General features: G+C 69.8%; 12 protein-coding genes. All 12 read right to left on the minus strand.

The window, feature by feature from the left end; all coding sequences use genetic code 11:
• Window positions 1-2: 2 nt before the first annotated feature.
• The 12 genes from AB9O74_RS09805 to AB9O74_RS09860 all read right to left on the minus strand — a co-directional run bounded on the left by AB9O74_RS09805 (window position 3) and on the right by AB9O74_RS09860 (window position 19,286).
• Window positions 3-785, minus strand: a complete 783-nt coding sequence (locus AB9O74_RS09805; RefSeq protein ID WP_369349177.1) for a hypothetical protein — start codon at window positions 783-785, stop codon at window positions 3-5.
• The gene (gene gspM, locus AB9O74_RS09810; protein WP_369349178.1) at window positions 775-1,533 is read right to left on the minus strand and encodes a type II secretion system protein GspM; all 759 of its coding nucleotides are present in this window, start codon (window positions 1,531-1,533) and stop codon (window positions 775-777) included. The genes AB9O74_RS09805 and gspM overlap by 11 nt, the downstream gene beginning before the upstream one ends.
• Window positions 1,508-2,656, minus strand: coding sequence for a PilN domain-containing protein (locus AB9O74_RS09815; protein ID WP_369349179.1), 1,149 nt, complete (start codon window positions 2,654-2,656; stop codon window positions 1,508-1,510). The genes gspM and AB9O74_RS09815 overlap by 26 nt, the downstream gene beginning before the upstream one ends.
• The gene (locus tag AB9O74_RS09820) at window positions 2,653-3,516 is read right to left on the minus strand and encodes a general secretion pathway protein GspK (protein WP_369349180.1); all 864 of its coding nucleotides are present in this window, start codon (window positions 3,514-3,516) and stop codon (window positions 2,653-2,655) included. Before AB9O74_RS09820 ends, AB9O74_RS09815 begins: the two co-directional genes overlap by 4 nt.
• Window positions 3,513-4,151, minus strand: a complete 639-nt coding sequence (locus AB9O74_RS09825) for a type II secretion system protein J (protein WP_369349256.1) — start codon at window positions 4,149-4,151, stop codon at window positions 3,513-3,515. Before AB9O74_RS09825 ends, AB9O74_RS09820 begins: the two co-directional genes overlap by 4 nt.
• Entirely contained in the window at window positions 4,148-4,567 is a 420-nt protein-coding gene (locus AB9O74_RS09830) for a prepilin-type N-terminal cleavage/methylation domain-containing protein (protein ID WP_369349181.1), read from the minus strand. Before AB9O74_RS09830 ends, AB9O74_RS09825 begins: the two co-directional genes overlap by 4 nt.
• Window positions 4,564-4,983 (minus strand): GspH/FimT family pseudopilin, encoded by a 420-nt coding sequence (locus tag AB9O74_RS09835; protein ID WP_241696592.1) that lies wholly within the window; start codon window positions 4,981-4,983, stop codon window positions 4,564-4,566. Before AB9O74_RS09835 ends, AB9O74_RS09830 begins: the two co-directional genes overlap by 4 nt.
• Before the next feature lie 90 nt (window positions 4,984-5,073).
• Window positions 5,074-5,505 (minus strand): type II secretion system major pseudopilin GspG, encoded by a 432-nt coding sequence (gspG, locus tag AB9O74_RS09840; protein ID WP_176990440.1) that lies wholly within the window; start codon window positions 5,503-5,505, stop codon window positions 5,074-5,076.
• 48 nt (window positions 5,506-5,553) lie between these two features.
• Window positions 5,554-6,774: a type II secretion system F family protein gene (locus AB9O74_RS09845; protein ID WP_179460725.1), complete on the minus strand. Its 1,221-nt coding sequence runs from the start codon at window positions 6,772-6,774 to the stop codon at window positions 5,554-5,556.
• 37 nt (window positions 6,775-6,811) lie between these two features.
• On the minus strand, window positions 6,812-8,539 hold the full coding sequence (gene gspE, locus AB9O74_RS09850; protein ID WP_369349182.1) for a type II secretion system ATPase GspE: 1,728 nt from the start codon (window positions 8,537-8,539) through the stop codon (window positions 6,812-6,814).
• A gap of 126 nt (window positions 8,540-8,665) precedes the next feature.
• On the minus strand, window positions 8,666-10,519 hold the full coding sequence (locus tag AB9O74_RS09855; protein WP_369349183.1) for a S8 family peptidase: 1,854 nt from the start codon (window positions 10,517-10,519) through the stop codon (window positions 8,666-8,668).
• Between the two features lie 157 nt (window positions 10,520-10,676).
• The gene (locus AB9O74_RS09860) at window positions 10,677-19,286 is read right to left on the minus strand and encodes an ESPR-type extended signal peptide-containing protein (protein ID WP_369349184.1); all 8,610 of its coding nucleotides are present in this window, start codon (window positions 19,284-19,286) and stop codon (window positions 10,677-10,679) included.
• Between the last annotated feature and the right edge of the window lie 329 nt (window positions 19,287-19,615).

Genomic DNA, 19,615 nt, shown 5'->3' on the forward strand with positions numbered 1-19,615 from the left:
CTCTAAGGGTTGTGGCCGGAGCCGCCCGCGGGCGGTTGCTGCGACTGCTGTTGCTGCTGCAGTTGCTGGCGGCGCGCCTGGATGCGCTCGCGGATCGCCTTCATCTGCTCTTCGCTGGGCCCCTGCGGATTCTGCGCGGTGGGCGCTGCATTCGAGGGTGCGGCGGCGGCCTGGGGCGCAGGCGCGGGAGCCGGCGGTGGCGGCATCGGTGCTGCCACGCTGTTGATCGGACGCGCGCCGGTGCCGGCCGGCGGTACCGAGGTGAGTGACGTGGCGCCCAGCACGGTCGGTGGTTCGCCGCCCTGCCCGTTGAACACGGGCAGCTCCAGCGTCTGCGTGCCGCCCGGGCCGCTGACGGTGGCGCGGCGCGGTTCCAGCGCCAGCAGCTGCCAGCCGTTGACCGCTTCACCGTTCAAGCGCAGCCGCAGCGACTGGCGCTGGTCGGTGGTCAGGATCGCCATGCCGAAGCCGGGCGTCAGCAGCACGCCGGTCAGCGATACGCTGCTGGCCGTGCCCTGCTCGGTGCCACCGAGCAGGTACGGGCGCGGCTGACGGTCTTCGGCGAACAAGGGGCGCGCGCCGATCTGTGCATAGGTACTGGCCGAGGCCATGCGTTCGGGCGCAGCGGGCCCGAGTCGCGGCAACGGCGCGGCCCCGGCATCGCCATCGGTGGCCGGGGCGATGCGGCTGCCCATCCCGAACAGCGTCGCCACCCAGATCGCCAGCGCCCACAGTGCGATGCCGCCCAGCCACCAGGTGCGCAGGCCGGCTGCTTCAAGCTTCATGCTCGACCTCCTCGGCAGCGGCCGGTGCAGGCGCTGGGTCGGCCGCATCATCCGACGGGGGTTCCGCCGCATCGGCGGGCGGTGCCGCGCCCGGGTCGGCATTCGGCCCGGCCGGCAACGGCGATGGCGGCGGTGGTGGCGCCGCACCGGGCTCCAGCGCGGCGCCCGGGCGCAGATACCCGACCAGTTCGAACGACACGTCCAGGCCCGTACCGGTTTCGCTGGGGGATTGCTGGAAGCGCTGCGCGAGCAGATTGAGGTTGTCCACGAACAGGCGCGGCGTGCCCGTCTCCAGCGTATGCAGGACCGCGGCCATCTCCGGCACGCCACAGCGCAGGCGCACCTGCAGCGCCACGCGCGGGAACGCCGGCTCACGGCTGGCATCCGGCAGCGGCGTGCGGTTGCTGATGGTGCAGCTGCGGTTGCCCGGGCTGGCCGAGGCCACGGCATCCTGCAGGCGGCTGGAGAGCGCGGCCGCGGCGGATTCAGCGGTGGCCTCGCGCAGGAAGCCGGGGCGGCCTTCGAGCGCCGCCTGCACCTCACGCAGCTGGGTGGCGATCTGCCCACGCTGCGCCAACTGCGTGTCCACGCGTTGCTGGCGCTCCTGCACGGCGGCGATATCGGCGTTGATCGCCAGCAGCGGGCGGGTCAACCACGGATGCACCAGCAGCAGGTAGGCCACGGCAATCACCGCCAGCAGCAGACCCAGCGCCAGCCAGCGATCACGGCGCGTCGGTTGTGCTGCCATCGGCAACCTCCTTCGCAGGTGGCGTGGCGCCGGGCAGCGGCTGCAGCTCGGCCGTCAGCGTGAAGCGGTCGCGGCCGCTGGTCGCGCCATCGGCCTGCAGCACGCCGGTCAGGTTGACCTTGCGCCACAGCGGCGAATCCTGCAGCAGCGGCACCAGCTGCGAGGCTTCGCGGCTGAGCCCGATCAGCTGCAGCGTCGTGCCTTCGATCGACATTTTTTCCAGATAGGTGCCGTCCGGCAGCAGGCGGGTGAGTTCATTCCAGATCTCCACCGTGCTGGCATGTTCGGCGCGCTTGCCCTCCAGGAACGCAGCGCCTTCGACCAGGCTCTGCACCTGCTGCCGCTCGGCGGCGACCCGGCGTGCATCGCGTGCGGCGTCATCGACCTGCGCGCGCAGCGCATCCGCCGCCGCCTGGCGATTCTCGAGCAGCTGATGACCGGCCAGCGCGATCAGTGCGATCGCGCTGATCGCCAGGATCGCGTTCCAGCGCGCCATCGGGTCCCGATACGGCTGCCGCTGCGCAACCGGCAATAGATTGACGTCCAGCGGACGGCCCTCGGCGTCGACCGCATCCACGCCGGCCACGGCCTGTGCCCAAGGCCCGGCCTGCTGTGCCCACTGTTCCAGCTGCGGACGGGGGATCACCACCAGCTCCACCTGCAGCTGGCCATCCGGCAACGCCCCCAGCTCGCGTACGTCATAGCTGACCTGGCTGGCATCGAATGGCGTCTGCCGATCAATCTCGAAACCGACCACGTCGCGCAGCCGCTCGGCGGCCGCCGCGGGCAAGCGCAATGGGCGGCGCAGCACCGTCTCGGCGGGCAGCAGCCAGTGCCGCGGCAGGCCGCGCAGGCGCGCATCCAGAACGCCGTCGACCGCGCCGGGCGAGACCGGCCACGGCAGGTCGGCGATCGCCTCGATCTGTTCGCCGGTCTGGCGCTGCAGGCGCAGGACGTCACCGTCGCGCTGCAGCAGCAGGCGCGAGCGTGACCAGCCCATCGCCCATTGCCAGCGCACCGGCAGCCAGGCCAGCAATGATTGCCGCCACCAGCGCAGGCTGCTGCCCACGCCAGGCGACACGCGCCCCCGGGCCCGCACCAGACTGTCACGCCATGCCGTCATCTTGCTGCCATTCCCTGTTCCCAGCGAAATACTGTGTATGCCGTTCCCGGCGTGCCTGCCGACCCCATCCTCACCACGGCGCGCAGTACCGATATCCGGCCGCGTTCGTCCGTGGCGCGACTCTCGATACTATAGGTGCCGCTGCCACCTGCAAGCGGTGCGACCGGCAATCCGGCGTCATCCGCGGCCGCGGCGCGCTCGCGTTCGGCCAGCAGGCGTTCTGCGTCCAGCCCCAGCGCGGTCAACACCGGGCCGGACGCGAACCGCGGGTCCGGCCGTGCCTGGCGGCTGTACAGGGTCAGCATCGGTTCGATCCGCGCATACAGGTCTGCATCCATGCCGAGCACGCGCTGCAGTTCCCCCACGGTCTCAAAGCGCGCATTGCGTGCGCCATAGGGCAGGCCGGCCGCGACGTAATCCGGCGTCTCCGCGCCCCCGCCGGGCTGCTTGAGGCTGTCGGCATCGCGCCAGTCGACGATGGCCCCGGCCAATCGCTGCGCCCGGTCCGGCGCTTCACCCATCGCGCGCAGGAAGGCGGTGAGGAGACTGGCATCGGCCAGATTCAGGTTCACTTTTCCGTTCTCATCGAGGATCGCCAGATCGATCCGGCGTTCATCGAAGGTCCACCGGTAGCGGCGGCCGTCGGCCACCCATGCCGGCTGGCTGGCGCGCGGCTGCAGGCGATGCAGGGCGTATTCCAGCCCGGCACGCGCATATTCCTGGCCGATGGCGTCGTCGCCGATCACACGCTGCTGCATGTGCTCCACTCGCGCGCTCAGCGCGAATGCGCCGATCACCGCCGTGAGCAGGGCGATCAACCACAGCACCAGCACCAGCGCCGCGCCGCGCGCCGGCCTCATGGGCGATCCGTCCGTGGTGGCGGCAAGGCGGCGATCATCGGCGGCCACGCCGGCCCCTGCAGCGGCACGATCTCGATCGAGACCAGCAAGGGCAGGCGCCGGGTGTCCTCCCAGCGGTCCAGCCACTCGGTGAGCTGGCCGGTGCGCGGATCCGTGCCGCGATAGCGGAAGCGCACCTCGCGCAGCTGATCGGCCAACATCTCCGGCGGTCGCGGCGGAGCTTCTTCGATCGCTTCGCCGTTCTGCAGCAGGGTCAACCCGACCTCCAGCTGCTGCTGCGCGCCCGTGCGCCGGACCTGCAGTTCATGCGCATACGGCCCGCCCCGCCCGAGATACCCGGGCAGATCGGAGACGAACAACATCCGCTGCGGCTCGCCCAGGAAATACACCGGGTCGCGGGTGGGATCCGGCGGCGACGTCGCGATCACCAACGCGGTCGACAGACGGCGGCGCAGGAAGCCTTCGACCGCGCGCATGCGCTCGTTCTGGGCGGCCATGCGCTCGCCGCGCTGGCTGATCGCCATCGCCGAGCGCACGGTGGCGAAGGCCAGTGCCAGACCGCCCACCAGCAGCGCCGTGGCCAGCAGGATTTCGATCAGGGTGAAACCGCGGGGACGCCGCGCGCGCAGCGTCATCGCGGCGTGCCCGGTACGGCGGGCAGCAGGCGCAGGCTGCGCCATTGCAGCTGTTCGCCGTTACCCTCGCCCCAACGCACCTGCAGGGTGATCTGGGCCAGGGTGGGGCCGCCGACGTCGGTCGTCACCGGCGCGGTGGTCGTGCGCGGCTCCGCATAAGGCTCGACCTGCAGCCGCCAACGGTACTTGCCCTGCTCCCACTCGCCCTGCGTGCTGCCCTCCTGCAGCGGCGCCTCCACGCCGGTGCTGGTCAGCAACGACTGCGCGTACAACGTGGCGCGACTGCGCACCTCGGCCTGCCCGACCTGGCGCGCGGCGCCGGACAGGCTGCCCAGCAGCAGGGTCAGCGCCAACGCCAGCAGAGCGAAGGCGATGATCACCTCCAGCAGCGAGTAGCCGCGCTGGTGCTTCTTCATCGGCCCTCCCGACGCGGGCCCGCACGGACTTCGCCGGTGATCCAGCCCACCTGGATGTCCCACACCGCACCGCGCGTGCTCAGCGCGATGCTGCCGCCACTGGCGGCACCGTCGGCGAAGAAGGCGATGCTGCCCTGCCCCGGCGCGGTGCTGAGCTGGCCGGCGCCGCGGAACTGCACGTCCAGCGCGGCGGGAATCTGCCCATGGCGACCGTTCGCGGCCTGCCAGCTGCGCGCGCGCGGATCGATCACGAAGCGCTGGGTCTGCCCGGTGGCGATCGCCTGGGTGCGTGTGTAGCGCAGCTGGGTGGCGATCTCCTTGCCGGCATTGCGCAGGCGCAGGCCATCGATGCCACCGTTCATCGCGGTGGCGGTGACCACGCCGATGATCGCGATCAGGGCGACCACCAGCAGCATCTCCAGCAGCGACAGACCGCGTGCACGGCTGCCCGCGGGCACGCGATGCGGCGGTCTGCTCGACACGGGCCACGGTGCTCCCAAGGCCGGTTACTCGTACCGGATGTCCGCGTCGTAACTGCTGCCACCCACCTTGCCGTCCTTGCCCAGGCTGATCAGATCGTAGGGCTGGCCCTCGCCCGGCACGCGGTACTCCAGCGCGTGACCCCACGGATCATTGAGGTCGGCCGGTTTGGCATACGGGCCGAGCCAGCCGGCGCTGCCGCCCGGCTGGGTGACCAGATCATCCAGCTTGGCCGGCAGCTTGCCGGTGTCCAGCTGGTAGTTGTCGATCTTGCCGGCCATGGTCTGCACCTGCGCCTTGGCGATGTTGGCCTTGCCACGATCGGCACCGCCGAGCACGCGGCTGCCGACCAGGGTCAGCACCGCACCGATCAGCACGATCACGATGATGATTTCCAGCAGGCTCATGCCGGACTGGTGGCGCGCGGAAGTGAAGCGGGTCAGGCGACGACGTTGCATATGGCAGGCTCCTTGCATCGAATCACAGGGGTATTCTCCAGCGGCCGGTCAGCCGATGGCATTGGTCAGGTCGTACAGCGGTACCAGCACGGCCACGATCACCAGGCCGACCACCGAGGCCAGCACGAGGGTGATCACCGGCACCAGTGCCGACAACAGACGGTCGATCGCACGCGCGCTTTCCTGCTCGAACGTATCGGCGGTCTTGAGCAGCATCGTATCCAGCGCACCGGATTCCTCGCCGACCTGGATCATCTGCAGCGCCAGGCGCGGAAAACGCTTGCCGCGCGACAGCGACGCCGACAGGCCGTTGCCGTTCTTGACCTCGTCGCTGGCGGTGTCGACATCGGCGGCCAGCGCGCGGTTGCCCAGCACGTTGCGCGCGATCCCGAGGCCGGACAGCAGTGGCACGCCGTTGCGCAGCAACGTGCCCAGGGTGCGGGCCAGGCGCGCGGTCTCCAGCTTGGCCAGCAACGGGCCGATGCCTTTGCGCTGCAGCAGCCAGCCATCCACGGCCAGGCGCGCGGCCGGTTGCCGCAGGCGGCGCTCCACCACCAGCGCGATCACCGCAGGCACCACGATCATGATGATCCAGCCTTCGCGCACGACCAGGCCGGCGGTAAGGACCCACTGGGTGAACCACGGCAGGGCGACATCCAGGCTTTCGTACATCAGCGCGAACTGCGGCACCACGTAGCCGAGCAGGAACAGCAGCGCGCCGCCGACCACCGCCAGCAGGATCGCCGGATAGATCAGCGCATTGATGACGCGTCCTTTCAGTTCGGCACTGCGCTCCAGGTAGTCCGACAGCCGCTGCAGCGTGTCGTGCAGGCTGCCCCCGGCTTCACCGGCGCGCACCATGTTGATGTACAGCCGCGAGAACACCCCGTGCTGGCGTTCCAGCGCGGTCGACAGCGGCGCACCGCCGCGCACGATGTCGCGGATGTCGGTGACCACCCGGCGCGTACGCTCGTCTTCGGGCAGCTCCAGCAGGATGCTCAGCGCGCGGTCCAGCGGCTGCCCCGCACCGAGCAGGGTGGCCAGCTGCTGGGTGAACTGCACCAGCCCGCCGCCGTCGAACGGCTTCCGGCGCAGCAGCGCCGCCCAGGATGAGGCACCGGCCACGCCCTCGCTGGCCAGCCGTGCTTCCATCGGCATGTGGCCCTGGTCCTGCAGGCGCGCGGCCACCTCGGCTTCGCTGGCCGCCTCCATCTGGCCATCGAACAGTTCGCCATGCGCGTTGAGCGCCTTGTAGCGGTACTGGGCCATGCTCAGCCGTTCTCCCACTGCCGGCCGCGCACGCGCATCAGGATTCCTCCGTCACGCGCAGCACTTCTTCCAGCGTGGTGTGGCCCTGCAGCGCTTTGGACAGGCCATCTTCGTACATCGTGCGCATGCCGGCGGCGCGGGCGATCTGCTCGATCTCGCCCATCCCGGCGCGACGCATCACCGCACTGCGCAGCGCATCGTTCATCACCAGGAACTCGACGATGGTGGTCCGGCCGAGATAGCCGGTCGGCGCGATCGCCGAGGGCTGCGCGCGGTACAGGAAGATCTCGCCCTCCGGCTGCAGCCGGCGCAGGCCGAACTTCTCGACCTCCTCCGGCGAGGCGGCATAACGCTGCGCATGCTGCGGCTCCAGCCGGCGCACCAGGCGCTGGGCCAGGATGCCGTTGATGGTGGACGTGAGCAGGTAATCCTCCACGCCCATGTCGAGCAGGCGGGTGATGCCACCGGCCGCGTTGTTGGTGTGCAGCGTGGAGAGCACCAGGTGGCCGGTCAGCGCCGACTGGATCGCGATGCGCGCGGTTTCCAGATCGCGCATTTCGCCGATCATGATGATGTCCGGATCCTGCCGCACGATGCTACGCAGCGCATTGGCGAAATCCAGCCCGATCTGCGGCTTGGCCTGGATCTGGTTGATGCCTTCGATCTGGTACTCGACCGGGTCTTCGACGGTGATGATCTTGACGTCGGCGGTATTGAGCTGGCTCAGCGCGGTGTACAGCGTGGTGGTCTTGCCCGAGCCGGTCGGGCCGGTGACCAGCAGGATCCCGTGCGGCTGTTCGAGCACCTTGCGGAACTGCGGCAGGAAGGCGTCGGTGAACCCCAGACGATGGAAATCGAACACCACCGTATCGCGGTCGAGCAGGCGCATCACCACGCTTTCGCCGTGCGCGGTCGGCACGCTGCTCACGCGCAGGTCCAGCTCCTTGCCCTGCACGCGCAGCATGATGCGGCCGTCCTGCGGCAGGCGGCGCTCGGCGATGTTCAGCCGCGCCATGATCTTGATGCGGCTGATCACCGCGGCGGTCAGGTTGACCGGCGGGCTTTCGCCCTCGATCAGCACGCCGTCCACGCGGTAACGCACTTTCAGGCGATTCTCGAACGGCTCGATGTGGATATCCGAGGCGCGCAGTTCCACCGCGCGCTGGATGACGAGATTGACCAGGCGGATGACCGGCGCTTCGGAGGCCAGATCGCGCAGGTGTTCGATGTCGTCGACCGCGGCGCCCTCCCCGTCGGCGGTCTCGATGATCGCGCCCATCGCGCTGCGGCCTTGGCCAAACCAGCGCTCGATCAGGTCATCGATCTCCGATCGCAGGCCAACGTGCAGGCGCACCGGCAGCCCGATCGCCAGCTGGACCGCATCGGCCGCATACGGGTCCTGCGGATCGGACACCCACAGATCGATCGCGTCGTCGTGCAGCGCCAGCGGACAGACATGGAATTGTTTGAGGAACCGCAGCGTCAGCGGCAACCCGTCGAGCAGGGCTTCGGGCGGCGATTCCGGCACCGTCTTGGCGTCGAGCAGGGGCAGGCCGAGTACCTCGGCGCTGGTCTGTGCATGGTCGCGCTCGGAGACCAGCCCCAGCCGGACCAGCAAGCCCAGCAGGCTGCCGCCGGATTCACGGTGCAGCGGGCGCGCACGGGCCAGGTCGCCGTCCTTGAGCCGACCTTTCTCCAGCAATACCGCAACGATGCGGGATTCGGCTGTGGATGCTGCAGTGGGATCCTGGGCAACCGCGTTCAAGAACATTCTCCTGGCAACCGCTGCGACTTTAGCAGTTCACCGCGATCCTACGCGGGATTGCACACCGTCCAGATGTAAAAACGGGAGCCCGTCACATGACGGACTCCCGTTCGGGGTGCTGCGGTATTACTGGTTGGCCAGAATGCTCACGCCGCTGAACGCGGACTCGCCGACCACCTTGATGTAGTACGTGCCGGCCGCCGGTGCGGTGAAGCGCACCGTTTCACTGTTGCCCGGACGCGTGGACTTGGCGTCGAACGCGGTGGCGGTCGGCTCCTTGCCCTGGCTCACGTACACCGACACATTGCCACTGCCACCGTAGGTGAGCAGGCTCAGCACCTTGCCGGCCTGTGCCTCGAAGCTGTACAGCGCTTCGCTGCCACCGGCGCCGCTCAGGCCACCAACGGCAACCTTGTTGGTCAGCGGCGTGGCGACCGGTCCGCAGTTTTCGGTGCACTCTTCTTCCAGCGCCTTGTCGAGCGCGGCCTTGGCATCGACGATGCCGGAGCCGATCGGCGTGGCGGTCGGGATGGTGACCGGGAACGCGCGCGCGGTCTGCTTGAGCAGCGTTTCCAGCGCAGCCGGGCTGAGCGGATCCTTGCCGGCCGCGGTGACCGCGCCCTGCACCAGGGCCGCCACCGCCGCGACGTGCGGAGACGCCATCGAGGTACCGGCCATGCCCATGTAGCTGTAGGCGCCGGAGGTCGGGGTGGTCAGGCCGTTGTAGCCGGACTGCCAGACGTAGCCGCCCGGATTGCCGTCCACGCTGCCGCCGCCGCCCGGGCCGGACAGATCCACCACCGTGCCGAAGTTGGAGTAATAAGCGATGCCACCGGTGATCCGGGTCGCACCGACGGACACCACGTTGGCGCAGCTGGCCGGACGGAAGTTGGCCGCGTTGGAGGCCGAGTTGCCGGCCGCGACCACCACGGTCGTGCCCCGCGAGACGGCACCGTTGATCGCATCCTGGTACAGCGCATCGCACGCGCCGCCGCCGCCCAGGCTCATGTTGATGACCTCGGCCGGATTGGCGTTGGCCGGCACACCGGCAACGGTGCCACCGGAGGCCCAGGTGATCGCGTCGGCGATGTCGGACAGGTAGCCGCCGCACTTGCCGAGCACGCGCACCGGCAGCACGCGTGCCTTGTACGCGACACCGGCCATGCCCACGCCATTGTTGGTGGACTCGGCGATCGTGCCGGCCACGTGGGTGCCGTGCCAGGAACTGTCATCGGCCAGCGAGCCGGCGTAGCACTCGTTGTCATTCTCGACCCAGTCGCCGTAATCCAGCGCACCCGGGACGCGGTCATCGGTGGCGCGGCGGGAGGTTTCCGCGTCGCTGATGAAGTCATAGCCCTCCAGCAGGTTGCCGGAGAAATCCGGATGCTGCGGCAGGATGCCGGTATCGAGCACCGCCACCACCACGCCTTCGCCCTGGGCGACGTCCCACGCAGCCGGCGCGTTGATGCCGCCGGTGGCGCTGTTGAGATGCCACTGGTACTGGGCGTAGTACGGATCGTTCGGCACCAGCTGCGGCGTGGCATTGCGCGGGCGCACGTCGGTGCGCTGCAGCTTCACGTCCACTTCGGCGTACTGCACGGAGGGATCGGCCTTGATCTCGGCCAACACCTTCTGCAGTTCGGCCGGACTCAGGCGGCCCTGCAGGCGGATCAGATCGGCACCGACGCCGAGTTTGCGCACGATCTGCGGGTTCACCGCACTGGCACGCCCGGCGGCGGAACCACCGACGCTGGCACGGGCGACCGCCGACTGCACGGCCGTCAGCTTGGCCGAACGATCCGTGGCCGCCGCGGTACCCGTGCGGTACTTGACGATGATGCGCTCTGCGCCCTGGGCGGCAGCCGGCTGGCGCACCGGCTCCTTGGCCGGCAGGCCCGCGGCATAGGCGCTGGCGCCTGCGGACAACGACAGCACGGCGGCTGCCAGCACATTGATGCGAAGGTTCTGCTTACTGGTCACGTTGACGTCCTCTTCAAGGTCATGGATCAAACGACTGTTCAGGCCAACACTCCATGCGAGCTCCCTGGCCGGCCCTGGCCAGGGTTCCCGTGACCCGCCCCCTCAGGCCTTGCATTGCGTTGCAGCGGGGCCGCGCACGGCCCCGCGTTGAAACGGCTTACCAGCCAAAGCCGGCACCCACGCCGACCGAGCTGTCATCACTGCTGAAGGCACCGCCCAGGGTCACCGTCGCGCGCTCGCTGAGCGCGCGCTGGTAGCCCAGCGACAGCGCCGATTCGCCCCCCTGGAAACCGACGCCGACACCGACGCGGTTCTGGGTGCGCACGCCGGCGGCGCTGGTGGCCATGTTGAGCATGGCCGCGCTCATCGCACCCTGGCGATCAATGCGACGGTCCTGGTGACGCAGGCGCTGGTCGATCTCCCCCTTGTAGATATCGAAGCTGTCGGCCATCGAGGTGAAGCGCTGGTCGGTGTAGCTGTTGGCGGTCGCGATGCCACCGTCCAGCTGGCCCTTGTTGACCGCATCGGTGGCCTGCGTACCGGCCGCGACGTTGGCGACCTGACGCTCGTTGCCGACGCTGCCGACCGAGACCGTATCGGCACGATCCGCCACCGAACCCTGCCCGAGTGCCACGGAGTTGGCGGCCGAGGCGGTCGCGCCCTGGCCGATCGCCGTGGCCGACGCCCCGCTGGCCACGGCACCGTCCCCCATCACCACCGCATTGACCGCGGCCGGTGCGGCCGCCGGCGCGCTGAGCGGCTGACTGCTGCCCACGCTCGCCGCGGTCGGCGTGCCCTGGACCGTCGCAATCGCGTCCTCGCTGGCAGCACTCATGACACTGGCTTCCGGTGCGACGCTGGCGGTGGCCACTGCGGCGGTGCGTGCACGTGCACCGCCACTGCCGCCACCGGCCACGCGCTGGTCCAGATCGCTGACCTTGCGGTCCAGCGCACCCAGTGCATCGCCCACGTTGCTGTACGTCGCCCCCTGGATCACATAGTTCGGCGCGACGAACACCCCCTGCATGCCCACGCTGGCGCCGCCGCCGAGGAAGGTGGCGACATCGGTCAGCGACTGGAACAACTGTCCGCCGTTGATCGCCTGGCGGCTGCCGGACGCGATCGAACCGCTGCCGACGTTGTCCAGCGTGGTGCCCTGCAGACCCGACAGGGTCAGTGTGTCGCGGCTGCTGTCGTCATAGGTCAGCGCATTGGCGGTGACGTTCTCGACCGAGCCGATCCGGGTGTCGATATCACCGACCCGGGTTTCCACCGCACCGACACGCTGGTTGGTGGTGTTGAGCTGGCCACCGGTCACCGCATCGGTACTGCCTGCCGCGATGCGGCCGGCGCCGACGTTGACGATGCGGCGCGTGGCCGGGCCGTCGGTGCCGTTGCCGCCCCCCACCGAGACCACGTTGGCCTCCACTGCGCGCGACCCCGCACCCAGCGCCACAGCGTTGGCACCGGAGACGCCCGCTGCCGAACCGATCGCGATGCTGTTGGCCCCGTTGCTGGCGAATGCGCCGTTGCCGATCGCCACGCCGTTGGTCGCATTGGTCGAGGCCTGGCGGCCGAGCACGGTGCTGTTGGCACCGCGTGCCGAGGCATCGGCGCCGACTGCGGTGGCACCGGTGGCCGAGGCGATGGCGGCGGTACCCAATGCACTGCTGCGGGTTCCGCTGGCGGTCGCGCCGGAACCGGCGGCGAGCGCATCGCTGCCGCTTGCCGTGGCCACACCGCTGCCGCTGGCCTGGAAGTGCTTGCCGACCGCATCGGCGGTCGCAGCCACGGTATCCAGCTGCGACTTGGTCACCGCGTCACTGGCATTGACCGCGTCCCCGACATTGGTGATGCGGCGCGTGGCCGGGCCGGTGGTGCCATTGCCGCCGCCGACCGAGACCACGTTGGCCTCGCTGGTGCGGGCGCCGGCGCCGAGCGCGACGCTGCCCGCGCCACTGGCCGACGAACTGGTGCCCAACGCGGTGGCATTGATGCCGCTGTACGCGTAGCTGTCCTGACCGATGGCGGTGGCGCCCTGGGAGGTGGCCCAGGCCAGCTGCCCGACCGCCGTGGTGCGTGCCGCGGTGGCCCAGGCGTTGGAACCGGCAGCGACACTGTTGTCGCCGCTGGCCTGCGACGCGTAGCCCAGTGCATTGGCGTAGCTGCCCGAGGCGGTGCTGCCCCAGCCCAGTGCGGACGCGTAATCACCACTGGCTTCGGCGCCGTAGCCCAACGCCGTGGTGCGCACGCCGCTGGCCGCGCTGAAGGTACCGACCGCAGTGCTGTAGTCGCTGCCGGCTTCGGCGCTGTAGCCGAACGCCGAGGACTGCAGCCCCGTTGCCGTGGCGCCGGCGCCGGTGGCGGTACTGAAGCTGCCGTCCGCCTGCGCCCCCGCACCGAGTGCGGTGGCACCGACGGCGCTGGCACTGGTGGCCTTGTCCAGCAGCACGTTGCCATTGTCATCTTCGTAATACAGCGCACCACCGATGGCGGTCGCCGAATCGGCCGTGGCCGAGGCGTTGAAGCCCGACGCCGAGGCGTTGCGCCCGGAGGCCAGGGCGCCGCTGCCATAGGCCGAGGCCCCGGTGCCGAACGCATTGGCCGCTTCGCCCGCCGCGGTGGCATACGCCCCGTCGACATAGCTGCCGACGTCATCGCCATTGCCGCTGCCCGACGCCTGGAAGTACCGGCTGGTGGTTTCCGCCACATCGGCGACCGCATTGAGCTGATCGACGTTCACCGCGTCGGTGCCTTCAGTACCGGCGGCGACGTTGGTGATCTGCCGCTGCGCGGTGGCTGTACCGACCGAGACCGAGTTGTCGCGATCCGCGGTGGAACCGGCGCCGAGCGCGACGCTGTTCACGCCCTCCGCGCTGGCACTGGCGCCCAGTGCGGTCGCATTGCCCGCATCGGCCCACGCGTTCCAGCCGATCGCGGTGGCGTAATCATCGGTTGCCCACGCGCCTGCACCGAATGCGGAAGCACCGGTGCCCGACGCGCGCGACGGCAGCAGACCGTAGAAGGTCGTGCCACCGATCGCCACGCTCTCATCGCCGGTGGCTTCAGACGATTCGCCCACTGCCACCGCACCCGCGCCGGAGGCGGTCGAGGCGGCACCCACCGCCACGGCGTAGGCGTTGGAGGCAACCGCCCCGTAGCCCAGCGCGGAAGAGAGCTGCCCGGTCGCTTCGCTGTAGCTGCCGAAAGCCGATGCACCGGCTTCGGAGGCATTCGCGCGGAAGCCGTTGGCGGTGGCCTGCTGGCCCGCCGCCGTGGACTGGCTGCCGGTCGCCGTGGCGTAAGCACCGCCGGCCTGCGCACCGGCGCCCGTGGCACTGGCACCGATCTCGCTGGCACTGGCGCCGTTGCCGACCGCGACGCTGTCTTCGCCGGTCGCCTGCGCGTCACTGCCCAGGGCCGCGGCGCCTTCGGCGCTTGCCAAGGCGTTGAAGCCGACCGCGGTCGCGTTGTCGGCGACGGCCGTTGCCCCGCTGCCGAGCGCGCTGGCGCCGTTGCCGATGGCGTTGGACGCCTCACCGGCGGCCAGCGCGTTGTCGCCTTCCACGTACGCACCGGCGTCGCTGTCAGCGCTGCCGCTGGCCTGGAAGTACTTGCTGGTGGCTTCAGCCGTTGCTGCCACCTCCTTCAGCTGCGCGACATTGACCGCATCGGTGTCTTCGGTACCGGCCCCGACATTGGTGATCTGCCGATCAATGGCCTCATGCACCACGCCCGCCGCGTCGGTCCAGGCCTGCGCGGCACCCACCGAGACGGCGTTGGCACGATCAGCCAGCGATCCGGCGCCGAGCGCGACGCTGTTCTCGGCGTCCTTGGTGGTCCAGGTGTTGCTGCCCACCACGGTCGAATTCACCGCCTGTGCGTAGCTGTTGTAGCCGACGACGGTGGCACCGTCTTCGGTCGCCCAGGCTTCACTGCCAATGGCGGTGGTCTGGATGCCCTGCGTGACACTGCCCGCATCCGCACCGGCCAGCGCGTTGAAGCCGACGGCCACGCCGTCTTCCCCGGTAGCGGCGTTGTTACCCACCGCCACGCCATACAGGCCTGCGTTGGCCTGCACCCCGAAGGCGGCACCGGCGATATCCGCACGCGTGCCCTGGCCTACCGCTGTCGCCACGTCGGCCGCCTGCGTATTGCTGCCCAGTGCAGTGCCGAAGAAGCCTGCGGTGGCGTTCGCGCCGAACGCACTGGCCTGCCAGCCGTCCGCGGTGGCGAAGTTGCCGATCGCGGTGGACTCGCGACCCAGCGCCCAGGCGCCGTAACCGACCGCCGTGGCGGCAAGGCCCGCAGCCTCGGAGCCGGCACCGATCGCCACCGCACCGAAGCCCTGCGACAGCGAACCGCCGCCGATGGCGACGCTGGCCGCGCCGGAAGCCGCGCTCAGATCGCCGATGGCCACCGCGCCTGCGGCGCTGCTGCTCGCATTGCTGCCGATCGCCACCGCGTTGTCCCCGGTGACCGTGGCGTTGAAGCCCAGCGCGGTGGATTCGGTGCCGATCACGGTGCTGCCGCTGCCCAGCGCGGTGGCACCGTTGCCGATGGCGTTGGACGCCTCACCGGCGGCCAGCGCGTTGTCGCCTTCCACGTAGGCACCGGCATCGCTGTCGGCACTGCCACTGGCCTGGAAGTACTTGCTGGTGGTGGCGGCCGCATCGGCCACTGCATTCAACTGGTTCACGTTGACTGCATCGGTGCCGTCGGTGCCTGCTGCGACGTTGGTGATCTGCCGCTGCGCATCGGCACTGCCGACCGAGACGCTGTCATCGCGGTCGGCGATCGAGTCGGCGCCGAGGGCGACGCTGTTCGCGCCGCTCGAGGTGGCCGCATTGCCGAGCGCGGTGCTGTTGACGCCCGGCGACCATGCACCACCGCCGACGGCCGTGGAGTAGTTGCCGGAGGCTTCGGTGGGCAGCAGGCCGAACAGCGCACCACCGACGGCCACGCTGTTGATGCCGCTGGCCAGGCTGCCCTGGCCGGTGGCGGTGCTGTACGCACCGGAGGCTTCGGCATCGCCACCGAGTGCCACGCTGTTGGAGCCGGTCGCCTGGGCGAAGCTGCCCAGTGCGGTCGCGTTGAAGGCCGACGCCACCGCGTAGCCACCGATCGCGGTGGTGTAATTCGCCGTCGCTTCGGAGGCGAACCCGTAACCGGCCGAGAGCGTCCCACTGACCACGCTTTCCGCACCGACCGCGGTTGCACCTTCGCCGCTCGCGCTGCTGAAGTAACCCAGGGCCACCGATTCTTCACCGGCCGCCTCCGACAGCGCGCCGCCGGCCAGGCTGCCGGCGCCGGAGGCGACACTGGCCGCACCGGTCGCGGTGCTCTGCTCGCCGGAGGCCAGGCTTTCGGCACCGGTCGCCGTCGCGTACTCGGCGGTGGACTGCGCATTGGCGCCGACCGCGATCGCATTGGCACCGCTGGCGACGGCATTGAAGCCGACGGCACTGGCGTTGTCGGCCAGGGCGAAGGCGCCACTGCCCAACGCCGACGCGCCCGTGCCGGCCGCGAAGCTGCTTGAACCCACCGCGGTGGCGTAATCGCCATCGGTGGCCGCGTTCGCACCGGCGGCCACGCTTTCCTGGCCACCGGCGACGGCCACACCCTCGCCACTGGCCTGGAACTGGTCGGTTGCCGCGGTCAGCTGATCCACATTGACCGCATCGCTGCCCTCGGTACCGGCGGCCACCTGGGTGATCTGGCGCTGCCGGTCATCGTTGCCGACCGAGACGGTGTAGGCACGGTCGGCGACCGCACCCGCGCCGAGCGCGACCGCATTGGACGCCGTTGCGCTGCTGCCGGCACCGATGCCGATCGCGCTCTCGCCGCCGGCGACCACGTTGGTGCCGATGGCGATGCTGTTGATGCTGTTGCCCAATGCCTGGAAACCGACGGCCACGCTGTTGTCGCCGTAGCCGAAAGCACCGCGGCCGAGCGCGGTGGAACTGCTGCCGCGCGCCCAGCTGTTGTACCCGATCGAGGTCGAGCCGGTGCCGCTGGCCCAGGCCGACTGACCCACCGCCGTCGCGTTGGCTTCGGTCGCCCACGCACTGGAACCGAAGGCGGTGGCGCCATCCGCGGTGGCCCACGCATACGCGCCGGTCGCGGTGGTTTCTTCGCCGCTGGCGAAGGCGTTGTCGCCCTGCGCCACGCTGTAGTCGCCGGTGGCGCGCGCCTTGTAGCCGCTGGCCAGGCTGTTGCTGCCGGTGGCCTGTGCACCGCTGCCGAACGCATTGCTGGTGGTGCCGGTGGCCTGCGCGCCGGCACCGACCGCCACGCTGTCCGGCGCGGCAGTGGCACCGATCAGGATCGCATTGCCCTGGTCATCGACCAGCGGCTGGTTGTATTCGTCATACGCCTGGCCCAGGCCGCCGATGGCGACACTGCCCGTGCCGGTGGCGCTGCTGTTGCGGCCCAGCGCGACGGTGTCATCGCCGACTGCGGTCGCACCACCACCCACGGCAGTGGCGCCGGCACCCAGCGCATTGCTGGCTTCACCGGCCGCCAGCGCATCCTCGCCATCGGCGAATGCGCCAACCGCACCGCTGGCCGCACCGTTCGCCTTGAACTGCGCCGAGGTCGCCGAGGCCGACGTCGCAACCGCGTCAAGCTGCGCCTTGTTGACCGCGTCTGTGGCTTCGGTACCGGCCGCGACGCTGGTGATCTGGCGCTCGTTGCCGACATCACCGACCGAGACCGTGTTGTCGCGGGTGGCGGTGGAGTTGGCGCCCAGCGCAACGCTGTTCGCGCCGCGCGCAGTGCTGTAGAAGCCCACCGCGGTGCTCAGTTCACCGCTGGCCCAGGTCTCCGCGCCGAGCGCCGTGGCGCCCTCGCCCGGGGCGTAGGCGAAGTAGCCCACGGCGGTAGCTTCGGTGCCCGAGGCTTCGCTCAGGGTACCGTTGGCCACCGCGTAATCACCGCTGGCGATCGCACCTGCGCCCACCGCGGTGGCCGCTTCGCCACTGGCCTGGGTCTGAACGAAGAAGCCCAGGCCCGGCAGCAGATCCGCCGGACCGCCGATGGCGGTGCTGCTGTTGCCGGTCGCCACGCTCTGCGTACCGACGGCGGTGGAATAGTCGCCGGTGGCATTGGCCACCGCCCCGAACGCCGAGGCCTGTGCACCGGCCGCGTATGCGCCGACGCCGTAGGACGATGCAGCGAAACCCGAGGCTTCCGCGCTCGCGCCGACGGCCGTGCCGCCTACGCCTGCGCTGGTCGCACCGGTATCCACCGGCACGCCGCCGTTGGTGATCAGCGGGTTGCCATCGGCATCCACCGCTGCACCGCCCACTGCCACACTGCCCGGACCATTGGCCTGCGCATTGGTGCCGAACGCCGCGCTGTTCTGGCCCGTGGCGCTGGCGTTGTAGCCGACGGCCGTAGCGTTCTGCGCGGTGACCGTGGCGCCGCTGCCGAGCGCGGTCGCGCCGTTGGCCAGCGCGTTGGCGGCTTCACCGATCGCGGTCGCGTTGTCGCCTGCTGCGAGGGCACCGGCATCGCTGTCGCTGCTGCCGGTGGCCTGGAAGCGCTTGTCGGTGTTGGCTGCGACCGCACCGACCTGGTCCAGCTGCGCCTTGTTCACCGCGTCGCTGTCTTCGGTGCCATCGGCAAGATTGGTGATCTGGCGACGCAGGCCGTTTTCCGCATTGCCGACCGATACCGTATCGACGCGATCGGCGTACGAACCGGCGCCGAGCGCCACGCTGCCCACCGCCACCGCAGCCGAGTTCGCGCCGAGGGTCGCGCTGAAATCCGCGACCGCGACGCTGAACGCGCCGACCGCGACCGAGGCTTCACCGGCACTGGCCGCACCGCGGCCGAGCGAGGTGCTGCCCGGGCCGATGGCCAAGGCACCCCCACCGATCGCGGTCGCGCCATCGGCACTGGCTTCCGCCAGGCCGCCGATCGCGGTGGCCGCACCGTTTTCACTGGCCGCCACGGCCGATGCACCGAGGGCGACATCGCCCAGACCGAAGGCCGCGGCACTCTGGCCGAGCGCGATGCTGGCATCACCGAAGGCCATGCTGCCCTGGCCGAACGAACTCGCCCCGAGGCCGATCGCGAGCGCTTCGCTGCCCACTGCCGTGGTGGCATTGCCGATCGCCTGGCTGCTGCGACCCAGCGCCGTTGCGCCGTCGCCATCGGCATTGGCGCTGGCACCTGCGGCCAGTGCACCCTCGCCATCGATCTTTGCCGCATCGGCGTCGCTGCCGTCACCGTCGGCCTTGAAATAGCGGGTCGCGCCTTCGGCCGCGACCGCCACCTTGTCCAGCTGTGCCTTGTTCACCGCGTCCGTCGCGGCCGTGCCGGCGGCGACGTTGGTGACCTGGCGTTCCTTGCCGGCATCCCCCACCGACACGGTGTTGGCCCGGTTGGCCTTCGAGCCGGCGCCGAGCGCCACGCTGTTGGCCGCCGAGGCCGTGCTGTTGCTGCCGATGGCGACCGCGTTGGTGCCCGATGCCGTGGCGTTGCCATCGACCACGCAGCTGTCGACGATGCCGCTGTTGAGCACCAGGCAGTTCGCATTGCCCCCCACTTCCACCGATTGCGCGTACGCCGTCTGCACGGCGCCTGCCGTGCCCAATCCAAGCGTCAACGCGACGGCGGCCGAGAGCAGTGCGGTGTTGCGTCCGCCAGAGGTTCGGCGCTGATCGATGACGACACCCGAGGACTGGCTGCTGGCCAATTCCGAGGCGACGACCATCTGCCCCAGTGCTTTGTTCCAGACCTTGCGATAAATCCGATTCATCGATGCGGCTCCTGATTAGGCTGGTTTTAGGCAAAGCGACGCCAACGCCGGACCGCGTGGTCCAACGTCCCCTGGGGGCGTTTTTTCGCTTGATTTACTGCGTTGTGCGCAATGGCTGGCAGATACCTACAGCGTGCACGCCATCCATGCGCTTACTGCGGAACTGAACGCTGTCGAAATGAGGATGCAGTGTTAACGTACAGTTTGAACAACGTCAAGACTTTGACATTGAAATTCATATGACCGCGAATTGCGTCACAGAAACGACGTGTTATTGCCTGATTTTGTTAGATGTATGTGAGCAATCGCCATAACGCGTTTTCACGCTG

The sequence above is a fragment of the Stenotrophomonas sp. JAG2 genome, assembly GCF_041080745.1.
Classification (GTDB): Bacteria; Pseudomonadota; Gammaproteobacteria; order Xanthomonadales; family Xanthomonadaceae; genus Stenotrophomonas; species Stenotrophomonas maltophilia_AA.